This is a genomic window from Streptomyces sp. NPDC017202, from assembly GCF_044331705.1.
Classification (GTDB): Bacteria; Actinomycetota; Actinomycetes; order Streptomycetales; family Streptomycetaceae; genus Streptomyces.
Genome location: NZ_JBIRNP010000001.1, coordinates 647232 through 669527 on the forward strand (window position 1 = coordinate 647232; position 22296 = coordinate 669527).

Here is a 22296-nt window from a genome sequence, read left to right on the forward strand (position 1 = left end):
CCACCCCGGAAGCGAGAAGACGAAGTGAACTACAGGGTCCAGCCCAGCGCCCAGGTCGACGACACCGCCGAGATCGGCGCCGGCAGCAGCGTCTGGGACCTGGCACAGGTCCGCGAGGGCGCCCGCCTCGGCGAGGGCTGTGTGATCGGCCGTGGCGCCTACGTCGGCACAGGTGTGCGCATGGGCGACAACTGCAAGCTGCAGAACTACGCGCTGGTGTACGAGCCGGCCGAGCTGGGCGACGGTGTCTTCATCGGCCCCGCCGTGGTCCTCACCAACGACCACAACCCCCGTTCCGTGGACCCCGAGGGCAAGCAGAAGCGGGGCGGCGACTGGGAGGCCGTCGGCGTCAAGATCGCCGACGGCGCGTCCATCGGGGCGCGCAGCGTCTGCGTCGCACCGATCACCATCGGTCGCTGGGCCATGGTCGCCGCCGGTGCCGTCGTCACCAAGGACGTGCCGGACTTCGCGCTGGTCGTCGGCGTGCCCGCCCGTCAGGTCGGCTGGGTCGGCCGGGCCGGCGTCCGGCTGGTCGAACGCGCCGGGGAGAACGGCGTCTGGGAGTGCCCGCAGTCCGGCGAACTGTACGACGAGAAGGACGGCGTCCTCGTCGAGCGGGCCGTCTGACAGCACCGAGGCGAAGGAGAGGGGGACCGGACGCACAGCGTCCGGTCCCCCTCTCCTTCGCCGGAGGTTACGCCTTCTCCCCCAGCAGCAGCCGGTCGAACTCCAGGCCCACCACGGACCAGTCCCACGTGGCCAGCGCGTGCTTGGCGGCGGGCTCGGTGGCGGCGCGCCAGTTCTCCTCGGTCTGGGTCAGCGCCAGGATCCGCTGCGCGGCCTCCTCTGGCGTCGAGACGACCCAGTCGGCCGGGAACAGCGTCCGCGGTCCGCTCTCCAGCGACGCGAAGAACGGCCAGTCACGGACCACCGGGAGCGCCCCGCTGACCACGCCCTCGACCAGACCGCAGTGGAAGCTCTCGCGGACCGAACTGCTGAGGATGACACCGACGCCGGTGAGTGCCGCCGGCACGTCGTCCGTCTGTCCCACCCGGTGCACGGCGCCGACCGCCTCCAGCTCCCGCAACTCCGGCTCCAGCAGGTCGTCGTAGGCCCGGACCGCGGCACTCGCCTTGCGGTTGAGGCCCTCGCCGATGATCACCAGGCGGTAGCGCTCGTCCTTCTCGCGCAACAGCCGCAGCACCTGGAGCGTCCAGCGCGGGTCCTTGGCCACCGCGCTCACGCCGACCAGCCCGAGGACGAAGCGGACGTCCGCGTCGGCCTTCTCCCGCTGGAACGGCGCCAGGTCCATCGCGTTGGCGATCACGCGCGGCGTGGCCGTGTCGGACCCCGCCAGCTGCGGCAGCACCTTCTCCGTCAGCTCGCGCAGGTGGTCGCTGACCAGGATCAGGTCGTCCACCCGGGTGAAGTCCACGACGTGCGGCCACCAGGCGAACACCTCGTAGCTGTGCAGCCGCACGATGACGCGCGTGGTGCCGGGGTCGACGACCGTGAAGAGGCCCGCCGCGTTGGTGCACCAGTCGACGAAGACGGTGTCCGCCCAGTCGAGATGGGGCCGCAGGGCCTCCTCGACCTTGTCGTGGAACGCGGGCTGGCCCCCCAGCGCGTGCTCCGTGATCCGCTTGAGGCCCTTGGCCAACGGGCGGATCGCGTCGTCCTCGTTGACGTCGAGGTAGCGGATCTCGACCTCGGGGTGGTGCTCGTAGCGCTCCCGGATCGCCCGCAGGAAGCTGGGGTTCGCGTACGTCGTGACCAGCAGCCGCAGCGGGCGGCCGGTCGGCGCGGGGGCGGCGGGCAGAGCCCGCCCGCGCGGCGCGGACAACGCCTTGAAGGCGACGCTCCTGCGGAAGACCGCGAGGTAGCCCTCCGGGTCCTTCGCCATCGGCGAGGACGTGCCGTCGAAGTGCAGGCCCCGGTTGAAGGCGAGGGAGAAGGCGGTGGAGAGCTGGTCGGCCGCCCCCGAGAAGTCCTTCTTCTTGAACCGCTGGTCGGCGAGGCTCAGCGCGGCCTCGATGGCCTTGGCCCTGACCCGGGGGTCGTCGTGGCCGCGGGCCAGGTCGGCGCGCGCGGCGTCGGCGAGCAGGGCGGCGCTGAGCTTGCGGTTGGCGATCCGGTCGGCGGCCTGGTTCAGCACGATCGTCGCGCCGGTCCTGCGGCCGCCCTTCGCCATGCTCAGGCTCACGCGGCGGGCCAGCTTGGCGCGCATGCCGTCGGGCACCTTCGGGGCGACGACCGCGGTCCGCCAGGCCTTGGCGCCGATCGAGGTGCGCATCACGGCGGGCGACGAGGCCCGGCGCAGCACCGCCCCGGCTCCGTGCCGCACGGAGCGCTTCGTCGTGCGCAGCGTCACCGTCGGGGAGGGGACGGTGCGCACGGCGTCACGCAGCGCGTAGGCCATCCGGTGCTCGCCGCGTGCCTGGAGGGCGCGCAGACCGGGGGCGACACCGAAGACCGCGTCGGCCCGTCGGTTGCGCTCGGCGAGCCGCCAGACGGTGTAGACGGCGTTGGCGTCCAGGGCGACGAGGACCTGTGCCCTGCGCGCGTGGCCGCGCACCCACCGGCTGCGTTCCGCGCCCGCCCAGGTCCTGCGGGACGGCGGGAGCTTGGCGATGCGCTTGACGAACGCGTTGCCCCGCTCGGCGGTCACCTCGGTCAGGGAGCACACGTCGGCCGCGTCGAGGACGCCGTCCACCGCCTCCCGGTCGAAGAGTCCGGCGAGGTGCACGGTCGCTCCCGCAGCCCGGAACTGGTCGACGGCGGCTTTGAGCATCGAGAGCGTCGGCGCCGTGCCGGCGATCAGGAGTACATGGGTCATGCGAGGAGGTCCTCCACCTGTTCTGCGTTCCGTTCCGGGGATGTGCCGTGGGCCCGTCGGCCCGGTGAGGAGGTTCGGGGGGCGGGCCCCACCGATGCTCCTCACCGGGCCGACGGGCCGGTCACAGCCGTCCCGTCAGACGGTGCTCTCGTGCCCGGAGCCCTCCGGCTCCGTCATCGGGACCGGCCGGCGCCGGTCCTTCGACGCCGCCGGCGCCTCGGTGCCGGGCAGCAGCCGGCTGTAGATCTCGTCCAGGACGACGGCCTGCGCCTCCCAGGTCCACTTGCGCAGCAGCTCCGGGTCCTCGTAGGCCTTGCGGTAGCGGTCCGGGTTGGCGAGCACGGCCTTGACGGCGCGGACGTAGTCCTCGACGTCCTGGGCCTTGAAGACCTCGCCCTGGCCGGTCCTCTCGACCATCTCGGCCATGGTCTTGATGTCGCTGACCACCAGCGGGAGCCGGGCCTGGGAGTACTCGAAGAACTTGTTGCTCAGGGCCAGTTCGTGGTTCGGCAGGTGGTGCAGCGGGCTGACCGCCGCGTCCGCCGTGGACAGGAACTCGGGCACCTGCCAGTGCGGCACGAACGGCAGGACGTGGACACGGTCGCCGACGCCCAGCTCCTCGATCAGCTCGATGATCTTGGCGGTGGCGGGGAACGGCTTGCCCGAGGGCGGCAGCGAGACCAGCGCGACGTGCACGTCGGGCATCTTGACGAGACCCTCGATCATGGTCTCGACGCCACGCACCGGGTTGATGCCGCCGCAGTAGGCCAGCAGCGGGGTGTCCTCGCCGACCCCGCACAGCTCGCGCAGGTTCGGCGTGGGCTCGACGTCGGCCACCTCGTCCGGCGCCGGCTGCATGACCGGGGCGTTGAGGACGACGTACGGCGTCTCCTTGAGCTTGTGGCCCTTGACCAGCAGCTCGGCGAGCGAGGGGGAGACGGTGATCACGGCGTCGGAGAACACCGCGTGCTCCTTCTCCCAGGCCACGTGGCCCGGGAGCCAGCGCTCGTGGTGGGAGTGCAGGCCGGGGACGAACTCGTGCGCGTCCCACACCAGCTTGACCGGGTGTCCGGCGGCCCGGAGCCGGACGGCGGCACGGGCGCCGACGCCGAGCATGCGGAAGTCGTGGGCGTGGATCAGGTCGGGCTGGAGCTCGTCGATGTGCTTGGCGAAGGCGAGTTCGTAGTCCCACAGGTAGGGCAGGAGCTTGCGCCAGGCGCGCTCTCCCATGGAGACCTGCCAGAACTTGATGATCGCCTTGTCGAGCGGCGTGTCGAACTTCGTGCGCTTGCGCTTGGCGCGGCGCGTGGCCCGGGAACGCAGCCCGACCCACTTGCTGGTGGCCTTGGCGGCGGCCTTGGGCACCACCAGGCGGGCGGGCGAACCGCCGGCGCTCGGCTTGCCGGGTCCGTCGGCCTTGGCCGCGGCCGCGCGGAAGCGGAGGTCGGCGCGCCAGGCCTTCACCTGCTGCTTGCGGAACGAGGCGACGTCGGACGAGCGGTAGGCGAGCGGGCTGCGGTAGCGCAGTCCCTTCAGCTCCTGCCTGCGGTGCGACAGCGGGCTCGGCTTCGGTACCAGCCGGACCTCGGCGTCGCCGATGTTCCAGGACTGGATCTCACGGGTGTTCGAGATGCCGAAGAGGATCACGTCCCATCCCGCTTCCGCGGCGGACCGGGCCGACTTCTGGACGCGGGAGTCGTTCCTGACGCCGTTGTCCACGAGCATCACGATTCGGCCTCGGGATCCCTTGGGCCGGCGCTGCCCGTCAGCGCTGTCGAGCTCCATATATACGTGTGCCTTTCGTGATCTGAAGCTTCTGGCACGTTGCAGGAGCCCGCACGGAGGATCGAGCTCGCACACCAGTTCCGTTCGAAGCGGGCGTCTCGTGCATCGCACTTGCGCGCAGACGGCACGGCCACATAACCCGGCCCGCATCAAAGCATACCGTCAGTGAGCCGCACCCCTCCGCCTGGCCCGCTACCGCCCCCGGGCACGCGCGGTCAATCGCCGACACGCCCGTATGATCGGGGTTCGGTCGTCAGTCGCTTATTCGGCAGGAGCAGTACACGTGAAGGTCATCAGTGTCGTGGGGGCCCGCCCTCAGCTGGTCAAGCTCGCCCCCATCGCGGCCGCTTTCGCCGACACGCCCCACGAGCACGTCATCGTGCACACCGGCCAGCACTACGACGCGGACCTGTCCGATGTCTTCTTCTCCGGCCTGGGCATCCCGGACCCCGACGTCCACCTGGGTGTCGGCTCGGGCGGCCACGGCGCCCAGACCGGCGCGGTGCTCGCCGCGATGGACAAGGTACTGGAGACGGAGAAGCCCGACTGGGTGCTGGTGTACGGCGACACGAACTCGACCGTCGCCGGCGCGCTCTCGGCGGTGAAGCTGCACTACCGCGTCGCCCACCTGGAAGCCGGCCTGCGCTCCTTCAACCGGCGGATGCCCGAGGAGCACAACCGCGTCCTCACCGACCACGCCGCCGACCTGCTGCTCGCCCCGACCGAGGAGGCCATGCGCCACCTCGCGAACGAGGGCCTGGCCGGGCGTTCCACGCTCGTCGGCGACGTCATGGTGGACGTCTGCCTGCGCATCCGCGACGCCGTGCTCGCCGGTGAGCACCCGCGCCCGGCGCTGCCCGAGGGCATCGACGCCGACGCCCCGTACCTGGTGGCGACGCTGCACCGGCCGGACAACACCGACGACCCCGAGCGCCTCGCCGCCATCATCGGATCGCTGGCCGCGCTGCCCGTGCCGGTGGCGCTGCTGGCGCACCCGCGTCTGGTGGCCCGCGCCGAGGAGCACGGCCTGAAGCTGGACCAGGGCTCGGTGCACGTCGGCCGTCCGCTCCCCTACGCCGGCCTCGTGGGCGCGGTCCTCGGCTCCGCCGGCGTCGTCACCGACTCGGGCGGTCTGCAGAAGGAGGCGTTCCTGCTGGAGCGCGCCTGCACCACCATCCGTCCGGAGACCGAGTGGGTCGAGACCCTCGAGGGCGGCTGGAACGTGCTCGTGCCGAACCCCCACGAGACGCCGGACTTCACGCAGTTGGCCACCCGCCCCGCTCCCGACACCGAGCGCGGCACGCCGTACGGTGACGGGAACGCCGCGGTGCGCGCCGTGCGGGCGATCGTCGAGAGCTGATCCGGCCGCCCGTCCCGTCACCGTTCCATCAGTCTCTCGGAGCACCCCCTTGCGAAACGTGATCAAGCGCCTCAGCCCGCCGGCTCCGGGCGCGGTCCCGTCCGGCACCAGGACCACGGGGCCGCGTCCCGACGGCGTCCGGCCGCACATGATCTACCTCGCCATCGGATTCCCGCCGGCGGCGAAGAGCTGTGCGTACCGGATGCGCGAGACGGCCAACAAGTTCGTCGAACTCGGCTGGGACGTCACCGTCCTCACCATCGCGGAGGAGTCCTGGGAGCGGGAGTACGGCCTGGACCACACGCTGTCGGACCCGGTGGACCCGCGGGTACGGATCGTCGAACTCCCGCTGGCCCGTGAGGACCTGGAGACCGACATCCGGCTGTTCACCGAGGACCGGGCGCTGAACCCGATCCGCTGGATGCAGCGGGAGCGGGAGCGGCACCTGGAGCACTTCCCGGAGCCGGTGTTCGGCGGCTGGCGGTCGGCGCTGGAGCAGGGTGTCCTGGACATCCACCGCGAGTTCCCGGCCGACATGCTGCTGGCGAGCTGCGCCCCGTACGTGAACCTGGCCGCCGCCCGGAAGCTGTGGGACACCCACAAGGTCCCGTACGCGATCGACTTCCGGGACGGCTGGTCGATCGACGTCATCGGCGGCGGCGAGGCCTTCACTCGGGACTCGGAGGCCGGTCAGTGGGAGCAGCGCGTCCTGTCGGACGCGACCGCGATCTGGTGCGTCAACGACCCGATCGCGGACTTCTACCGGGAGCGCTATCCCGAGCTGGCCGAGCGGGTCCACGTCGTGCGCAACGGCTTCGACCCGGACAGCGTTCCGGAGGTGCACGGCGAGCCTGCCGCCGATCAGGGCCTGACGTTCGGTTACCTGGGTTCCGTGAACTTCAAGCCCGCGTTCCTGGCCACCGTCCTGGACGGCTGGCGTGCCGCGCGCGAGCGCGACCCGCTGGTGGCCCGCTCCCGGTTCGAGATCCGCGGTCACATCGGCGCGGGCGCCAGCCGTGAGGCCAACGCCCACATGACGCTGATCCGGCAGGCCGAGGCCGACGGGGTGCTGTTCGGCGGCCCGGTGGCCAAGGCGGAGGTCGCCGCGACCTACGGCCGCTGGGACGCACTCGTCCTGATGCTGGTCGGCGGCCGGTTCGTCACCTCCGGCAAGGTGTACGAGTTCATGGCCTCGGGGCTGCCCGTGGTCTCCTGCCATGAGGTGGACCACGACGCCTCCCACGTGCTGGCGGGCCACCCGCTGTGGACCGGCGCCGTCGGTCTGGACGCGGAGGGCATCGCGGACTCGTTCGTGAAGGCGGCCCGGATGGCGGTGGAGGCCACCCCCGAGCAGCGGGCCGAGGCCCGTGCGCACGCCAACAGGTTCACCCGCGGCCTGCTGATGGCCCCGGCCGCCGAGCAGCTCTCCCGCGCCGTGCGGCCCGCGCTCCTCGCCGGGGGCGCGGGAGCATGACGAAGGTCCGACGGGGGATCCGCGCGGTGGCCCGCGGGGCGCTGCACCCGCGGGTGCTGCGCACGGGTGCGGGGGCTCGTGCATGGCGGCTCGTGGTGACCGCGCCCGGGCTGTCCGACACGGTGCGTTCCCGGCTCGCCCGCCGCGTGGGCGGCGGCCTCGACCAGGTCAACCGCCCCGAGGGCGCGGTCCTCACCCTCAGTTCCGCGGCCCACCGTACGACCGGTGCCCGCCACCGGGCCGACCTGCTCGGCGAGGCAGCGCGGGTCGAACTGGCGCGGGGCCGGGCCCCGCGCGCACTGACCGCCGCCGTCTCCGCCGAACTCGCCTGGGCCGACGCCCGGTGGGCCGACGGAGACGCCCGGGCGGCCGCCGCCTCCGCGGTCACGGCGCTTCAGCTCGCCTTCCACCGGGTGCTGCATTTCGACCGCACCAGTTCGCCTCTCGCCGACGACCCGCGGGCCTACACCGCGCCCCTGCGCGCCAGTACGACCGTCCGTGCGCTGACGAGGGCGGCCGGCCGTGCCACCCCGCCCACCGCCCCCACGGAACGGCCGCTGCGCCTGCTGTTCGTCACCCGCGGCAACACCAACTTCCTGCACCCGATCCGGGATCACTACGAGAACCACCCCGATGTCGAGGTCCGCTCACTGGACCTGCGGGACGTGCCGGAACTCGACAAGCTGGCCACCTCGCTGAACCGGATCGCGGCCCACCGCCTGGGCGGCGACGAGGAGTTCGGCCGACGGGCCGAGGAACTCCTGCGCCCGCACCTGGACTGGGCCGACACCGTGTTCGTCGACTGGTGCGTCGGTCCCGCGGCGCTGATCACCTCCGTCGACCCCGGCACCACCCGGATCGTCGTACGCCTGCACAGCGCCGAGACCTTCAGTCCGTGGCCGTATCTGGTCGACTTCTCGCGGGTGGACGACCTGGTGTTCGTCGGCGCCCATCTGCGGGACCTGACGGTGGCGACCGTGCCGCAGCTGTCCTGCGACCACGCGCCCCGGCCGCACGTCATCGCCAACGCCATGGACCTGGCCTCCCATGTCCGCCCCAAGGCCGACGACGCCCGCTTCACCCTCGGTCTGACCGGCATCTCCTCGGTGGCCAAGGACCCCCGGTGGGCGATCGAGGTGCTGCGGATCCTGCGCGCGCAGGACTCCCGCTACCGGCTGTTCCTGCTCGGTGAGGACGTGGACGCCAAGCTCAGCGCCGCGTCCCGCGCGTACGCCCGGCACTACCGCCGTGAGGTGGCCGAGCTGGAGCCCTCGGGTGCCGTGCGCCGGCTCGGGCAGCTGGACGACGTGCCCGCCGCGCTGACCGAGGTCGGTGTGATCCTCAGCTCCTCCGTGCGGGAGAGCTTCCACTGCGGGTTCGTCGAGGGTGCCGCGAGCGGGGCCGTGCCGGTGGGGCGGGACTGGCCGTTCTTCGCGGGCAAGGCCAACGGCGCCCGCACGCTGTTCCCCGCCGACTGGGTCGTGGGCTCGGCCCAGGAGGCCGCCGACCGGATCCTCGACGTCACCTCCACCGCCGAGGGCTGGCGGAAGGCCGCGCGGTCGGCGTCCACGCACGCGCTGGAGTCCTGGGACTGGCCGGTCGTGCGCGCGGAGTTCGACCGGCTGCTGATCCCCGACCGCTGAAGGACCCCTCCGTGACCTCGATACCGGCGCCCGGTCGCGATCGGCTGCCCTCACTGACCGGGCTCCGCTTCTGGGCGGCGCTCCTCGTCGTCCTGTACCACCTGTCCCGGCAGGTCGGCACCGTCCCGGTGCTCAGCGAGGCGGTCTGGTACGGCCGAAGTGGCGTGACGTTCTTCTTCGTGCTGTCCGGTGTCGTGCTCGCCTGGACCTATGACGGCGCGCGGGTGCCCTCCAAGGTCTTCCTGTGGCGCCGTTTCGCCCGGATCTGGCCGCTCCTCGCCGTCAGCACCGCCCTGTCGGTCGCCGTATGGGCCGTCATGGACCGTGCCGTGTCGCTGAAGGCGGTCGCCGCGACCCTGCTCGTGGTGCACGCCTGGTTCCCCGAGCCGGTCATGTTCACCGGCGGCAACCCGGCCGCCTGGTCACTCACCGACGAAGCCTTCTTCTACGTCGTCTTCCCCGCCCTCCTGGCCCTGCTGGCCGGCCGGCGCGCCAGGACCTGGGCGTGGACCGCGCTCGCCGTCACCTGTGCCGCCCTCGTCCTGTGGCCCGCCCTGTCGGGCCTGGAACCCACCACCCGCAGCTGGGCCCTGGACTACCTGCCGCTGACCCGCTCGCTCCAGTTCGTGCTGGGTGTGGTGGCGGGGCTCGCGCTGAAACGCGGCTGGCGTCCTCCCGTGTCCCTGCCCGTGGCCGCCGGACTCGTCGTCGCCTGGCACCTCGCGCTGATCCCCTGGCACCACGCCGTGCCCGACGCCCTCTGGTACAGCCCCTACACGGCCTCCCAGTGGCTCTCCGCACCGGTCTTCGCCGCCCTCATCTGCGCCGCCGCCCGGGCCGACCTCGACGGCCGCCGCACCGGACTGGGCGGACCCTGGATGATCCGGCTCGGCCACTGGTCGTTCGCCTGGTACCTCCTCCACGAGATCGTCATCCGCGCAGCCGTCTTCCACTGGGGCAAGCCCGCCCCCGGCGCCGCCACCCTCCTCTTCTGGGCCGGCGTCCTCCTGACCAGCCAGGCCGCCGCGGCCGCCGCCCACCACTGGGTGGAACACCCCGCCGAACGCCGACTGCGCCGGATCGGCCCCGGCGTCCGCCGCCCCGGCCGCCCTGAGGCCACCTCGCCGGTGACCGCCCGCTGAAACGCCTTTGGCCCTGTCCCGTACGGATACGGGACAGGGCCAAAGGCGTCTGCGACGGGGCTGCTCAGCCGCCGATGACGACCCGCCGGACGCCCTTCCAGGCCTCCGGGTCGGTCGTACGGCGACCGTCGACGAGGACCGTGACGTCCGGCAGGTCGGCCGGGGTCAGGGAGCGGTACTCGGCGTGGTCGGCCTGCAGGATCGCGGCGGTGACCTTCTCGCCCGCGTGCGGGGTGAGACCGTGCGCCGTGAGTTCCTCGTCCGTGTACATCGGGTCCGAGACGAACGGGACGGCGCCGCGCGCCTTCAGCGCCTCGACGGTCGGGAACACACCCGAGAACGCGGTCTCCTTGACGCCACCGCGGTAGGCGGCGCCCAGCACGAGCACGTTCACCCCGGTCAGGTCGCCGTAGGCGGCGGCCAGCAGGTCCACGGCGTACTCCGGCATCGCGGCGTTCGCCTCACGCGCGGAACGCACGACGGTCGCCGCCGGGTCGTTCCACAGGTACATCCGCGGGTAGATCGGGATGCAGTGACCGCCGACGGCGATGCCGGGCTGGTGGATGTGGCTGTACGGCTGCGAGTTGCAGGCCTCGATGACCTTCTTGACGTCGATGCCGTTGCTGTCGGCGAAGCGCGCGAACTGGTTCGCCAGGCCGATGTTGACGTCCCGGTAGGTGGTCTCGGCGAGCTTGGCCAGCTCGGAGGCCTCCGCGGTGCCCAGGTCCCACACGCCGTTGGCCTGCGGCAGGTCGGCACGCTCGTCGAAGTCGAGAACCTGCTCGTAGAACTCCACACCGCGGGCCGTCGACGCCTCGTCGATGCCGCCGACCAGCTTCGGGTAGCGGCGCAGGTCGGCGAAGACTCGGCCGGTCAGGACGCGCTCCGGGGAGAACACCAGGTGGAAGTCCTCACCGGCGGTCAGGCCGGAGCCCTCGGCCAGCATCGGCGCCCAGCGGGTGCGCGTGGTGCCGACCGGCAGCGTGGTCTCGTACGAGACGAGCGTGCCCGGCTTCAGACCCCTGGCGATCGCCTTGGTCGCGGAGTCCATCCAGCCGAAGTCCGGCACGCCCTCGGCGTCGACGAACAGCGGCACGACCACGACGACGGCCTCGGACTCGGCGACCGCGGACGCGGTGTCCGTCGTCGCGCTCAGCAGCCCGGCGTCGACGGCCTGCTTCAGCTTGACGTCGAGGTCGTGCTCACCCGGGAAGGGCTCGACACCGGCATTGACCAGCTCGACGACCTTCTCGTTGACGTCCGCGCCGATGACCCGGTGGCCCTTGGACGCGAACTGCACGGCCAGCGGAAGACCGATCTTGCCGAGCGCTACTACACAGATGTTCATGGACGGTGGCTACTTCCTTCTGGAACCGTTCGGCTTCTTGGAACCGATCGACTTCAAGCCGACGGCACGGGACTTCAGCCTCCGGGCGAAACGCAGCAGCGCCTCGCGGGCCAAGTCCCTCTTCGGTGGGTGCATCCGGGCCGTGTCGATCACCACACGGCCCTTGTCGTTCACCAGGGCCGACGCACGGTACGGATCCGCGTCCCGGCCCCACCGACGGGCCAGCGGCATGGGCAGCCCCTTGCCGCGCACGGGGATCTCGTACGTCCGCCCCGCGAGGTCCAGGTAGACCCGGACCCCCCGTTTGGCGGTGACCCGCTCCAGCGGGACCGCGGCGCGCAACACGGTCGCGGCGCCGTTCTCGGCAGGCTCGGTCGTCATCTCACCCACCGGCGCCGGAAGGCTGTGGCCCTCCTTCAGCCGGCGTGCTCCCGGCTTGTCCGCCGACTTGGGCATGGCGCCCTTGGCGAGCCGCAGTACGGCGCCGCCGACGTCACCGACGACGGGCAGCCGCACGGACGCGGTGTAGACGAGCCCGTCGCCCTGCTGTTCCCAGCCGCTGCCGAGCAGTTCGGTGCCCTGTGCCAGCGGACCGGGGACGGACTCCCCGAGCAGCTCGTAGGTACGGTCGGACAAGCCGATGAGCGGGTCGCGGAAGCCCGGGTAGCGGGCGAAGGCACGGCCGCCCTCGAGGAGGAACGACACCTGGCGGTCCTGCTCGGAGGTGATCGCCTCGCAGAGCTCGTCGATCGCCCCCACCTGTGCCAGGGCGATGCGCACCCGGCGCTTGACGTCCATCGCGTCGCGGATGCCGTCGGTGAAGTAGACGTCGGCGAGGCTCGCGATGCCCGCACAGATCTGCCGCTGCACCTCGCGGTCCAGGCCGGGGAAGTCGTCCTGGACGAGCTTGGCCAGCTCCCAGGTGAAGTGCCGGCGCAGTACGGCGTCACGCTTCGGACCGGCCTCGATGAGCCCGGCGGTGAAGTCCATGATCTCCGCGGTGGCCCGCAGCCGCGCCAGGTGGTCGGCGCGGTAGGTGATGTTGCTGGCGTCGCCCCGCTTGACCGCGAAGTAGCAGATGTAGTCGGCCACCACCGAGATCTTCCGGGCACGTACGCACGCCTCGATGGTGAACGGCTGGTCGCTGCCGACCGGAAGGTGTTCGGGGAAGCGCAGCTTGTGCTTCTCCACCAGGTCCCGGCGGAACAGTTTGGTGTTGGCCAGAGTGAACGGCAGCGCGGAGTCGTACAGGCTGATGTCCGGGTCGTTCTCCTTGTACAGCGCCTGATGGACGTACCGGCCGTTGGTGCCGACCATCTTGCCGACCACGACGTCCGAGTCGTTGCGGTCGGCGCACTTCACCATGCGCTCCAGGGCTTCCTCGCCGAGGTAGTCGTCGGAGCCTATGAAGTACACGTACCGGCCCGTGGCCACCTCCAGTGCCCTGTTGCTGGGCGCGGCAGGACCACCGGAGTTCGGCTGGTGGATCACCTTGACGGTGTCCGGGTACAGCGCCGCGAACCGGTCGAGTTCGCGGCCGCTGTCATCGGTGGAGCCGTCGTCGACGGCGACGATCTCCAGCCGGTCCCGCCCGATGCTCTGCCCCAGGAGCGAGTTCAGGCACTCCGTCAGATAGGGCATGGTGTTGTAGACCGCGACGACGACGCTGACGTCAGGCGCAGTACTCATTCTCCGGCTCCTGGTCTCCGACAGCCGGTGGTCGGCTGGGTCCTGCGGGGAAGGTCTCACAGAACATAGGAGTCCCGCCGAGCACACACCGTTCCCCCGATGAGTGACGCTCAGCTGCCATGGAGCGCCAGGTCCTCCGGCTGAAGGGAAACACTGGCGTTCTCCGTCGCGGAGCGCAGGACCGCCGCCGCGACCTCCACGGTACGCATGCCCTGCCGCAGGGTGCAGATGTCGGCGGGCTCGCCGAGCACCGCGTCCCGGAACAGCTCGTGCTCCACCTGCAGCGGCTCGCGCTTCGGGATGGCGTAGCGGATCATGTCGCCCTCGGAGACGCCGCGGAAGGCCTGGAGGGCCTCCCACTCGGTGGTCACCGCGGCGTTGGAGTGGAAGGTCAGGTCGGCGGTGAGGGTGTCGGCGATGAAGCAGCCGCGCTCGCCGGTGACCGAGGTGAACCGCTCCTTGAGCGGGCTCAGCCAGTTGACCAGGTGGTTGACCATGGTGCCGTCGTCCAGGCGGCCGACCGCGGAGACCATGTCCTCGTGCTCACGGCCGCTCTTGGAGACGGTGTGCGCGGCGATGGACACGTACTGACGGCCCGTCACCCAGCCGGTGAGGTCGATGTCGTGCGTGGCCAGGTCCTTGACCACGCCGACGTCGGCGATGCGGTGCGGGAACGGCCCCTGGCGACGGGTGACGACCTGGTAGACGTCGCCCAGTTCGCCGGCCTCCAGGCGGGCGCGCAGCGAGCGCAGTGCCGGGTTGCACCGCTCGATGTGGCCCACGCCGGCCACCAGGCCGCGCGACTCGAAGGCCTGGACGAGCCGGCGGGCGCCCTCGACGGTGTCGGCGACCGGCTTCTCGATCAGCGCGCAGACGCCGGCGCCGGCGAGCGCCAGACCGACCTCCTCGTGCAGGTGGGTGGGGCAGGCCACGACCGTGTAGTCCACCCCGAGCGCGATCAGTTCTTCGACCGTGTTCAGGACCGGCGCACCCTGCGCGGCACCGAACTTGTCGCCCATCGGGTCGACGACGCCGACGAAGTCGACGCCGTCCAGGCCCGCCAGGACGCGGGCGTGGTGACGCCCCATCGAGCCCAGGCCGACGAGTCCGGCCCGCAGAGGCTTGGTCACAGCTGCTCTCCCAGCGCGTTCACGGCGGTCACGATGCGCTCCAGGTCCTGCGCCGACAGCGCGGGGTGGACGGGCAGCGAGACGACCTCGGCGGCCGCGCGCTCCGTCTCCGGCAGGTCCCAGGAACGGCCCGCCTTCTGGTCCGGCTCCCAGTACGGCTTGAGCCGGTGGATCGGGGTCGGGTAGTAGACCGCGTTGCCGATGCCGGCCTCGGTCAGCTTGGCCATGGCGGCCTCGCGGTCACCCTGGATGCGCACCGTGTACTGGTGGTACACGTGGCGCGCGCCCTCGGCGACCTTCGGAGCCACCACGTTCGGCGCGGTGATGTGCTCGGTGAGGTAGGCGGCGTTGGCGATGCGCTGCTCGGTCCAGCCGCCGAGCTTGGCGCGCTGCACGCGGCCGATCGCGGCGGACACGTCCGTCATCCGCACGTTGGCGCCGACGATCTCGTTGGCGTACCGCTTCTCCATGCCCTGGTTGCGCAGCAGGCGCAGGGTCCGCGCGGTCTCCGCGTCACCCGTGGAGATCATGCCGCCCTCGAGGCTGTGCATGTTCTTGGTCGGGTAGAAGCTGAAGGTGCCCGCGGAGCCGAACGCGCCGACCGGCGTGCCGTGCAGCGCGGCCGAGTGGGCCTGGCAGGCGTCCTCGACGACGGCGAGCCCGTGCGCCTGCGCGATCGCCATGATGCGGTCCATCGCGGCCGGGTGGCCGTAGAGGTGGACGGGCATGACGGCGGCGGTGCGCGGGGTGATCGCGGCCTCGAGGGCGGCCGGGTCCAGGCAGAAGGTGTCGGCCTCGATGTCGGCGAAGACCACGTCAGCGCCCACCAGACGCACCGCGTTGGCGGAGGCGGCGAACGAGAACGAGGGGACGACGACCTCGTCGCCCGGACCGATGCCGAGGGCCAGCAGCGCCAGGTGCAGCGCCGAGGTGCCGGAGTTGACGGCGACGCAGTGGCGCCCGTCGACCAGCTCCGAGAACTCCTCCTCGAAGGCGGCCACCTCGGGCCCCTGGACGACCAGGCCGCTGCGCAGCACGCGGACCGCGGCCTCGATCTCGTCCTCGCCGATCACAGGCTTGGCGGCCGGTATGAACTCATGGGCGTCGGTCATCGACATCCCCTCCTCTACGGCGACCTCAAAGGCGCGTCGTGCTTCGTCGGGAAGGGGCCGCGTCGAGATCAGCACGGCCGCATCCCTGGGTGTTCACCGCTGCCTGTGGGCGGGCGAACGGCTTGTACACAGGACCCCGCCCCCCGAGGGTTCCTTGCGGGAAGACAGCCGTATCCGAGCCGGAGGGCCGGAGGTGCTGGTCGGCTGCGGTCCCGGCGGGCATGACTGTCGGCACCGAGACCACGGTTCACGTTACCAGCACGGAGACGGCGATTTTCCCCAGGGTTACCACAGAGAAACCTGTTCTTGAGGTCCACTTCATCACAAGCGAGAGACAGGCTAACCCGCACATGAACGCCGGGCGCGCGGCACGGCAGGAGCGGCGGCGAGGGCCACCCGGTTGCCACCGGGCGGCACCCGCCGCCGTCGTCCGGCCGGCCGCAGGGCCGACGGGACGGTCAGTCCTCCGTGCCGGCCGAGACGGACGGCACGGCCTGCTGCGCCGCCGCGGTCGTCGTCTTCGACGCCGTCGACTTCGCGGCCTTCTTGGCCGTCGTCTTCTTGGCCACCGTCTTCTTCGCGGCCGTCTTCTTCGCGACGGTCTTCTTGGTGGCGGCCTTCTTGGCCGTGGCCTTCTTCGCCGTCTTGCGGGCGGCCGTCTTCTTGACCGGGGCGCCCTCCTCCGGCTCCTCGGCGGTGGCCGCGGCCTCCGCCGCGACCTCGACCTCGACCTCGACCTCGACCGAAGCATCCGCCGGAACCTCGGCCGGGACCTCCGTGGAGGCGTCCGCCGTGGCCTCCGCCGCGACCGACGGGACGACCACGACGGCCGTCTCCTCGGGTGCGGTGGGCGCGGTGGCCTTGCGCACGGCGCGGCGCCGCGGACGAGCCGGGGCCGCGCTCTCGACGACCGGCCCGGCCACGGGCTCCGCGGCCGGCTCGGCGACGGACTCGGCCCGCGCCTCGGGCTGCTCCGCCGGAACCTGCGCGGGCGCCGACTCGGCGACCGTCACCACGGCGGCTTCCGCTCCGGCGGGCGAACCGGCCGGCGCGGACACCTTGCGCGTGGCCCGCCGACGCGTACGGCCCTTGGGCGCCGCCTCCTCGACGGCGGGGGCCTCGGCCGCGGCGGCCTCGACGACCGGGTCCTCGACGGCCGTCGGCGCGGCGTGCGCAACGGCGGCCTCGGCGGGCTGCACCGGACGCCCGGCCTCCGCCTCGGCGGTCACGTCCTGCGCCGTGGGCGCCTCCGCGACCGGCTCGGACACGGCCTCCCGCTTCGGCGCACCGCCCCTCGGCGCACCCGCGGGGGCCGAGGCCCGGCGGCTCGACCGGCGGCGGCCACGGCCGCGGCCGGCGGCGGCCTCCGCCTCGGCGACGCTGCTGTACAGCTCCTCGTCGGGCTCGAAGTCGGGCGCCTCCAGGGCGATCGGCTCGGCCGCCTCGGCGGCGACCTCGGCCACGCTCTCGGTCTCCTCGCCGGCGCTCACCACGGTCTCGGCGGCGGTCTCGTGCTCGTGCTCGTGGGCGTCGCCGCCCCGACCGCGCTTCTTGCCGCGCTTGCCGCCGCCACCGACGGCGGTCGGCTGGTCGAGGTGGACGATGACACCGCGGCCGTTGCAGTGGACGCAGGTCTCGGAGAACGACTCCAGCAGGCCCTGGCCGACCCGCTTGCGGGTCATCTGCACCAGACCCAGCGAGGTCACCTCGGCGACCTGGTGCTTGGTGCGGTCCCGGCCCAGGCACTCCAGCAGGCGCCGCAGCACCAGGTCCCGGTTGGACTCCAGCACCATGTCGATGAAGTCGATGACGATGATGCCGCCGAGGTCGCGCAGCCTGAGCTGGCGCACGATCTCCTCGGCCGCCTCCAGGTTGTTCCTGGTGACCGTCTCCTCGAGGTTGCCGCCCTGACCGGTGAACTTGCCGGTGTTGACGTCGACGACGACCATCGCCTCGGTCCGGTCGATCACCAGCGAACCGCCGCTGGGCAGCCAGACCTTGCGGTCCAGTGCCTTGGCGAGCTGCTCGTCGATCCGGTAGGTGGCGAAGACGTCGACCTCGGAGGTCCACTTCGACAGCCGGTCGGCCAGGTCCGGGGCGACGTGGGAGACGTAGCCGTGGATGGTCGACCAGGCCTCGTCGCCGCTGACGACGACCTTGGTGAAGTCCTCGTTGAAGATGTCGCGGACGACGCGGACGGTCATGTCCGGCTCGCCGTACAGCAGCGTCGGGGCGTTGCCGCTCTTGGCCTTCTTCTGGATGTCCTCCCACTGCGACTGGAGCCGCTCGACGTCACGGCGCAGCTCGTCCTCGCTCGCGCCCTCGGCGGCGGTGCGCACGATGACGCCCGCGTCCTCGGGGACGATCTTCTTGAGGATGCTCTTCAGCCGGGCCCGCTCGGTGTCGGGCAGCTTGCGGCTGATGCCGGTCATCGAACCCTCGGGCACGTACACGAGGTAGCGGCCCGGCAGGGAGACCTGGCTGGTCAGACGGGCGCCCTTGTGCCCGATCGGGTCCTTGGTGACCTGGGTGAGGACCGGCTGGCCGGACTTCAGGGCGGACTCGATGCGGCGCGGCCCGTTGGCCATGCCCAGCGCCTCGAAGTTGACCTCGCCGGCGTACAGGACGGCGTTGCGGCCCTTGCCGATGTCGATGAAGGCGGCCTCCATCGACGGCAGCACGTTCTGGACCTTGCCCAGGTAGACGTTGCCGACGTAGGAGGTGGCCTGCTCCTTGTTGACGTAGTGCTCGACGAGCACGCCGTCCTCCAGGACGCCGATCTGCGTGCGGTCGCCGTGCTGGCGGACGACCATCACGCGCTCGACGGCCTCGCGGCGGGCCAGGAACTCGGCCTCGGTGATGATCGGGACGCGGCGGCGGCCCTGCTCACGGCCCTCGCGGCGGCGCTGCTTCTTCGCCTCCAGACGGGTCGAGCCCTTGATGGACTGGACCTCGTCGGACGGCTCGCCGGCCTTGCGCGGCTCGCGGACCTTGACGACGGTGCGCTCCGGGTCGCCGGCGTCCGGCTCGACGTCGGTCGAGGAGTCCCCGGCACGGCGACGACGCCGGCGGCGGCGTCGGCTGCCCGCGGTGGAGCCCGCCTCGTCGTCGGCGGAGCCCTCCTCGGCGTCCTCGTCGTCCTGCTCGGCGGTGTCCTCGGCGTCCTGCGCGGCCTGCTCGGCGGCCAGGTCGTCGGCGTCGACGTCACCGGAGTCGCCCTCGGCGCTGTCACCGCGACGGCGGCGACGGCCACCCCGGCGGCGACGGCGGCGCGACGCGCCCTCGTCGGTGTCGTCGTCACCGTCGGCGGTGTCGTCGGCGGCCTCCTCGGCCTCCTCCGGCTCCGCCTCGTCGTCGGCGGCGGGCTCGGCGGCCACGGCCGGCTCGGTGGGCTCCTCGGCGGGAGCGGCGGCCCGGCGCCTGCGGCGGCGCCGCGGTCCGGTCTGCTCCTCCGGAAGCTCCTCGACGACCTCGACCGGCGCCACGGGCTCCTCGACGGGCTCCTCCACCTCGGTCCCGGCGGCAGCGGCCTCGGCGGCGGCGCGCTCGGGCGTCTGGAAGCGCGGCTCGGTGAACACGGGCGCCTGGAACACGGCGACCGCGGGACGGGCGGGACGACGCGGGGCGTCCTCCTCGGCGGCCGCAGGCGGCGGCGCGGAGAACCCGACGGCGGCCTTGCGGGTGACGCGCCGACGCCCACGGCGGGGGCCCGCCTCCTCCTCGGCCTGCGGCGCGGGCGCCTCGGGCGCCTTCGCCTCCACTGCGGCGGGCTCGGCGGGAGCCTCGGCCTGCTCCGGCTGCTCCGGCGCCTCGGCGGGGGCGGCGGCGGCGCGGGCGGCCCGACGGCGCGTACGGCCCTTGGGCGCCGCCTCCTCGGCGGCGGGCGCCTCGGCGGGCTCGGCCTGCTCGGCCACGGCGGGCACCTCGGCTGCCCGGTCGGCGGTCTCGGTGACCTCGGTGGCCTCGGCCGCCTGCGGCGCACCGGTGGGTGCCGTCGCCCGGCGCGTGGCCCTGCGGCGGGTCCGCCCGGCGGGCGCGGCCTCGGCGGGCGCGGCCTCGGCGGGCTCCGCCGTCACGGCGGCCTCGGGGGTCTCGCTCTCGGGGGCCACCGTGGTGGTCTCCGGGGTCTCGGTCTGCTCCACGGCAGCGGGTGCCGTCACGGTGCGGGTGGCCCGGCGGCGGGTACGGCGCGGTGCGGGTTCCTCGGCGGGGGCCTGCTCCACGGCGGCAACGACCTCGGCCGGCTCCGCCGGCGCGGCGGCGGTCGCGGGCACCACGGTCTCGGCGGCCTCGGCCGCGGCGGAGGCACCGGCCGGAGCACCGGCGGGCGCGGACGCCCGGCGGCTGGCGCGACGGCGCGGACGGGCGGCGGGCGCGGCTTCCTCGGGGGCCTTCGCGGCCTCGACGGCGGTGTCGGCCGTCGTCTCTTCCCCGGTGTCCTCCGCGGCCAGGTCGGCGGCGGTCTCGGCGGCCGCTGCGGTCGGCTCGACGGTCTCGGCGGAGGCCTCGGCGGCTCCGGCCGGCGGGCCCGCCGGCCGGGAGGCGGCACGGCGCCGACGACGCGGCGGCAGGGTGTCGCTCGGGGTGTTCGATGCGGAGTCCGGAACGGACTCGGTGGATTCGGTCGGTTCGAGCATGCGGGCGTATCTCCCGTCAGGCTCCCGGGCGCCGCGCTGGTCCGGTGCCGATCACGGTGGATCGGTCGCCGTTGACGTCCGCGGCTCGCGCTGTGCGCGGTGCCGCCGTCCGGGGCGCGGGCGCCGCACGGGAGCTCTCTAGTGTCCTGTCTCGCCGGTTCCGTACACCGAATGTGCACGGCCTGGCGAAAGTCTTGTGGTCGGTGCGCTGCCCGACCCAGGTGGCTCCCGAGTGCGAGGGCTGCGCTACGACGTGCGTCCCTGTGCGGAACCTTCCTTACGCCGGCGCCTTCGCGGCGGCAGTCGCATCGGCCGTTGTCAGGGCCTCGGCTGCCTCGCGGTCGGGCGCGAGCGGGTCGGTCACCGCGCCGGTCTCTTCATCGAACAGCCCCTGCGCCAGCCTGGTCACCCCTGCGGGGACCGGCGGCGCCAGGTCGGCCACGGCGCGAAGACCGGACAGGACGTCGTCGGGTCGAACGGCAGGCGTCACGTGCCGAACAACCAGCCGCAGTATCGCACAGGGCTGGTCCGTCGGCCTATCGGCCTGTGGATCCAGTGTTTCGAGGTGGGCGACGGCGGAGCGGGCGTCGAAGGTGCGGACGCCGTTCTTCATCAGTCGCTGCACCTCGACGGTGTCGGCCGCGACGAACGCGGCCACCGCGCGGTCGGCTTCCGCGGGGTCCACGCCCGGCAGGCGCATCTCCCACACGGAGGCCGTGAGCCGGTCGGCGAGCCCCGACGTACGGGCCTCGACCGCGTCGACGATGTCGAGCCCGGTGGGCAACGACTCGTCGAGCAGCTCACGCAGCTTCTGCGGGTCCCGCACCGCGGTGAGCGCGATCTCCAGATACTCCGCCTCGCTGCCCGTGCCGGTGGGTGCGGCATTGGCGTACGACACCTTCGGGTGCGGCGTGAACCCCGCCGAGTACGCCATCGGCACCTCGGCACGGCGCAACGCGCGCTCGAAGGCACGCTGGAAGTCACGGTGGCTGGTGAACCGGAGGCGGCCGCGCTTGGTGTAGCGCAGGCGGATGCGCTGCACCGCGGGTGCGGGCGGCGGGCCTTCGGGCTGTCGCTTGCCCAGTGTCGTTCAGTCCTTCGTGAGAGCGGTCGTACTGCTATCAAGAGTACGTGCCCCGCGCCTGGAAGGTTCCCTCCGGGCCACGGGCTCGGGCCGCCGGGGCTCGCCGAACAGCAGCCGTCGCACGTCGGCGCGCGCCTGCCGCACGGACGCGCGGGCGGCGGCCAGGGCCTGCCGTCCGGTGCGGCCCACGGCGCGCGCGGCCTCGGCGGCGGGCCGCAGCACGGCGTCGCGGACGAGGTGCCCGACCGGCGTCAGCACGCTGCGGTACAGCCGGCGCACCGGCTCCACGAAGATCCACCGCAGGAGGGTCCCGAGGATCCGCCCGACGGCGAGCGAGAGGTGTCCGGCGATCCGCCAGGCGTGCCGGAGGGCGTCCCCCGCCTCCCGTCCGACGACGGCGAGGACCCGGCCGACCGGCACGAGGACCCAGCGCCACAGGGTCAGGGCGGGCAGCACGACGAGGATGCGGGTGACCCAGTACAGGACCCGGCCGATTCCCGCGACGAGCAGGGCCAGCAGCCGCCACAGACCCAGCGCGCACCAGGCGATCGCCCGTCCGGCGGGGACGAGCAGCCAGCCGTACAGCCAACGGGCGGGTACGGCGACCAGGCACCGCGCCAGCCAGGCCAGGGCGGCTCCCAGGCCGACGGCCGCGGGGGTGAGGACGTGCGCGTACAGCCAGGCCAGGGCGTGGCCGACGGGGGTGAGGAGGTAGCGGTGGCACCACACCAGCGGGGCGACGACCAGCACCTTCGCCAGCCGGGCCAGGGCCTTGCCGACGGGGACGACGACGTACCGCCACAGGCCCGTCAGGGGCAGGACCACGAGGACCCTGCCCAGCCACAGCAGGGCCCGGCCGAGCGGGCGCAGCAGGATGCGGTTCAGGAAGCGGCCGGCGACGACGAGCGCGTCCCACGCCATGCGCACCGGCAGGACCAGGACGAGCGCGACGATCCGCACGGGCAGCCGGATCGCGACGACGAGACACCCCTCGGGCTGCTGCGGCGCGGGCCGGCGGACGGACGGTTCGCCGGACGGTTTGTCGAGGTCCATACC

14 protein-coding genes are annotated in these 22296 nt (G+C 72.8%); 5 read left to right on the top strand and 9 right to left on the bottom strand.

Annotated elements, in window-relative coordinates; translation table 11 throughout:
- Positions 1-24 precede the first annotated feature (24 nt).
- A complete protein-coding gene (locus ACH4N1_RS02710) occupies positions 25-627 on the top strand; it encodes an acyltransferase (RefSeq protein ID WP_398093983.1) in 603 nt (200 codons plus the stop codon).
- Between the two features lie 67 nt (positions 628-694).
- Here ACH4N1_RS02710 and ACH4N1_RS02715 read toward each other — a convergent pair whose 3' ends face one another.
- Both ACH4N1_RS02715 and ACH4N1_RS02720 read right to left on the bottom strand, forming a co-directional pair.
- Positions 695-2836, bottom strand: a complete 2142-nt coding sequence (locus ACH4N1_RS02715) for a glycosyltransferase (protein WP_398093984.1) — start codon at positions 2834-2836, stop codon at positions 695-697.
- 135 nt (positions 2837-2971) lie between these two features.
- A complete protein-coding gene (locus tag ACH4N1_RS02720; protein WP_398094393.1) occupies positions 2972-4561 on the bottom strand; it encodes a glycosyltransferase family 4 protein in 1590 nt (529 codons plus the stop codon).
- A gap of 343 nt (positions 4562-4904) precedes the next feature.
- Here ACH4N1_RS02720 and wecB point away from each other — a divergent pair, with 343 nt between their 5' ends.
- From wecB to ACH4N1_RS02740, 4 genes are all read left to right on the top strand, one after another.
- Positions 4905-5981, top strand: a complete 1077-nt coding sequence (gene wecB / locus ACH4N1_RS02725; RefSeq protein ID WP_398093985.1) for a non-hydrolyzing UDP-N-acetylglucosamine 2-epimerase — start codon at positions 4905-4907, stop codon at positions 5979-5981.
- Positions 5982-6129: 148 nt separating this feature from the next.
- Entirely contained in the window at positions 6130-7455 is a 1326-nt protein-coding gene (locus ACH4N1_RS02730; protein ID WP_363088357.1) for a glycosyltransferase, read from the top strand.
- On the top strand, positions 7452-9098 hold the full coding sequence (locus ACH4N1_RS02735) for a hypothetical protein (protein WP_398093987.1): 1647 nt from the start codon (positions 7452-7454) through the stop codon (positions 9096-9098). The genes ACH4N1_RS02730 and ACH4N1_RS02735 overlap by 4 nt, the downstream gene beginning before the upstream one ends.
- Before the next feature lie 11 nt (positions 9099-9109).
- Positions 9110-10240, top strand: a complete 1131-nt coding sequence (locus ACH4N1_RS02740) for an acyltransferase family protein (protein ID WP_398093988.1) — start codon at positions 9110-9112, stop codon at positions 10238-10240.
- A 64-nt stretch (positions 10241-10304) separates the two neighbouring features.
- Here the strand turns inward: ACH4N1_RS02740 and ACH4N1_RS02745 are convergent, their stop codons facing one another.
- From ACH4N1_RS02745 to ACH4N1_RS02775, 7 genes are all read right to left on the bottom strand, one after another.
- Positions 10305-11588, bottom strand: a complete 1284-nt coding sequence (locus ACH4N1_RS02745; protein WP_398093989.1) for a nucleotide sugar dehydrogenase — start codon at positions 11586-11588, stop codon at positions 10305-10307.
- A 9-nt stretch (positions 11589-11597) separates the two neighbouring features.
- Positions 11598-13277: a glycosyltransferase family 2 protein gene (locus ACH4N1_RS02750; RefSeq protein WP_398093991.1), complete on the bottom strand. Its 1680-nt coding sequence runs from the start codon at positions 13275-13277 to the stop codon at positions 11598-11600.
- Positions 13278-13387: 110 nt separating this feature from the next.
- Positions 13388-14365, bottom strand: a complete 978-nt coding sequence (locus ACH4N1_RS02755) for a Gfo/Idh/MocA family protein (protein WP_398094394.1) — start codon at positions 14363-14365, stop codon at positions 13388-13390.
- A 38-nt stretch (positions 14366-14403) separates the two neighbouring features.
- Positions 14404-15519 (bottom strand): DegT/DnrJ/EryC1/StrS family aminotransferase, encoded by a 1116-nt coding sequence (locus tag ACH4N1_RS02760; RefSeq protein ID WP_398093992.1) that lies wholly within the window; start codon positions 15517-15519, stop codon positions 14404-14406.
- A 458-nt stretch (positions 15520-15977) separates the two neighbouring features.
- Positions 15978-20156 (bottom strand): Rne/Rng family ribonuclease, encoded by a 4179-nt coding sequence (locus tag ACH4N1_RS02765; protein ID WP_398093993.1) that lies wholly within the window; start codon positions 20154-20156, stop codon positions 15978-15980.
- 277 nt (positions 20157-20433) lie between these two features.
- The gene (locus ACH4N1_RS02770; protein WP_398093995.1) at positions 20434-21198 is read right to left on the bottom strand and encodes a TIGR03936 family radical SAM-associated protein; all 765 of its coding nucleotides are present in this window, start codon (positions 21196-21198) and stop codon (positions 20434-20436) included.
- A gap of 48 nt (positions 21199-21246) precedes the next feature.
- On the bottom strand, positions 21247-22293 hold the full coding sequence (locus tag ACH4N1_RS02775; protein WP_398093996.1) for a hypothetical protein: 1047 nt from the start codon (positions 22291-22293) through the stop codon (positions 21247-21249).
- Positions 22294-22296 lie beyond the last annotated feature (3 nt).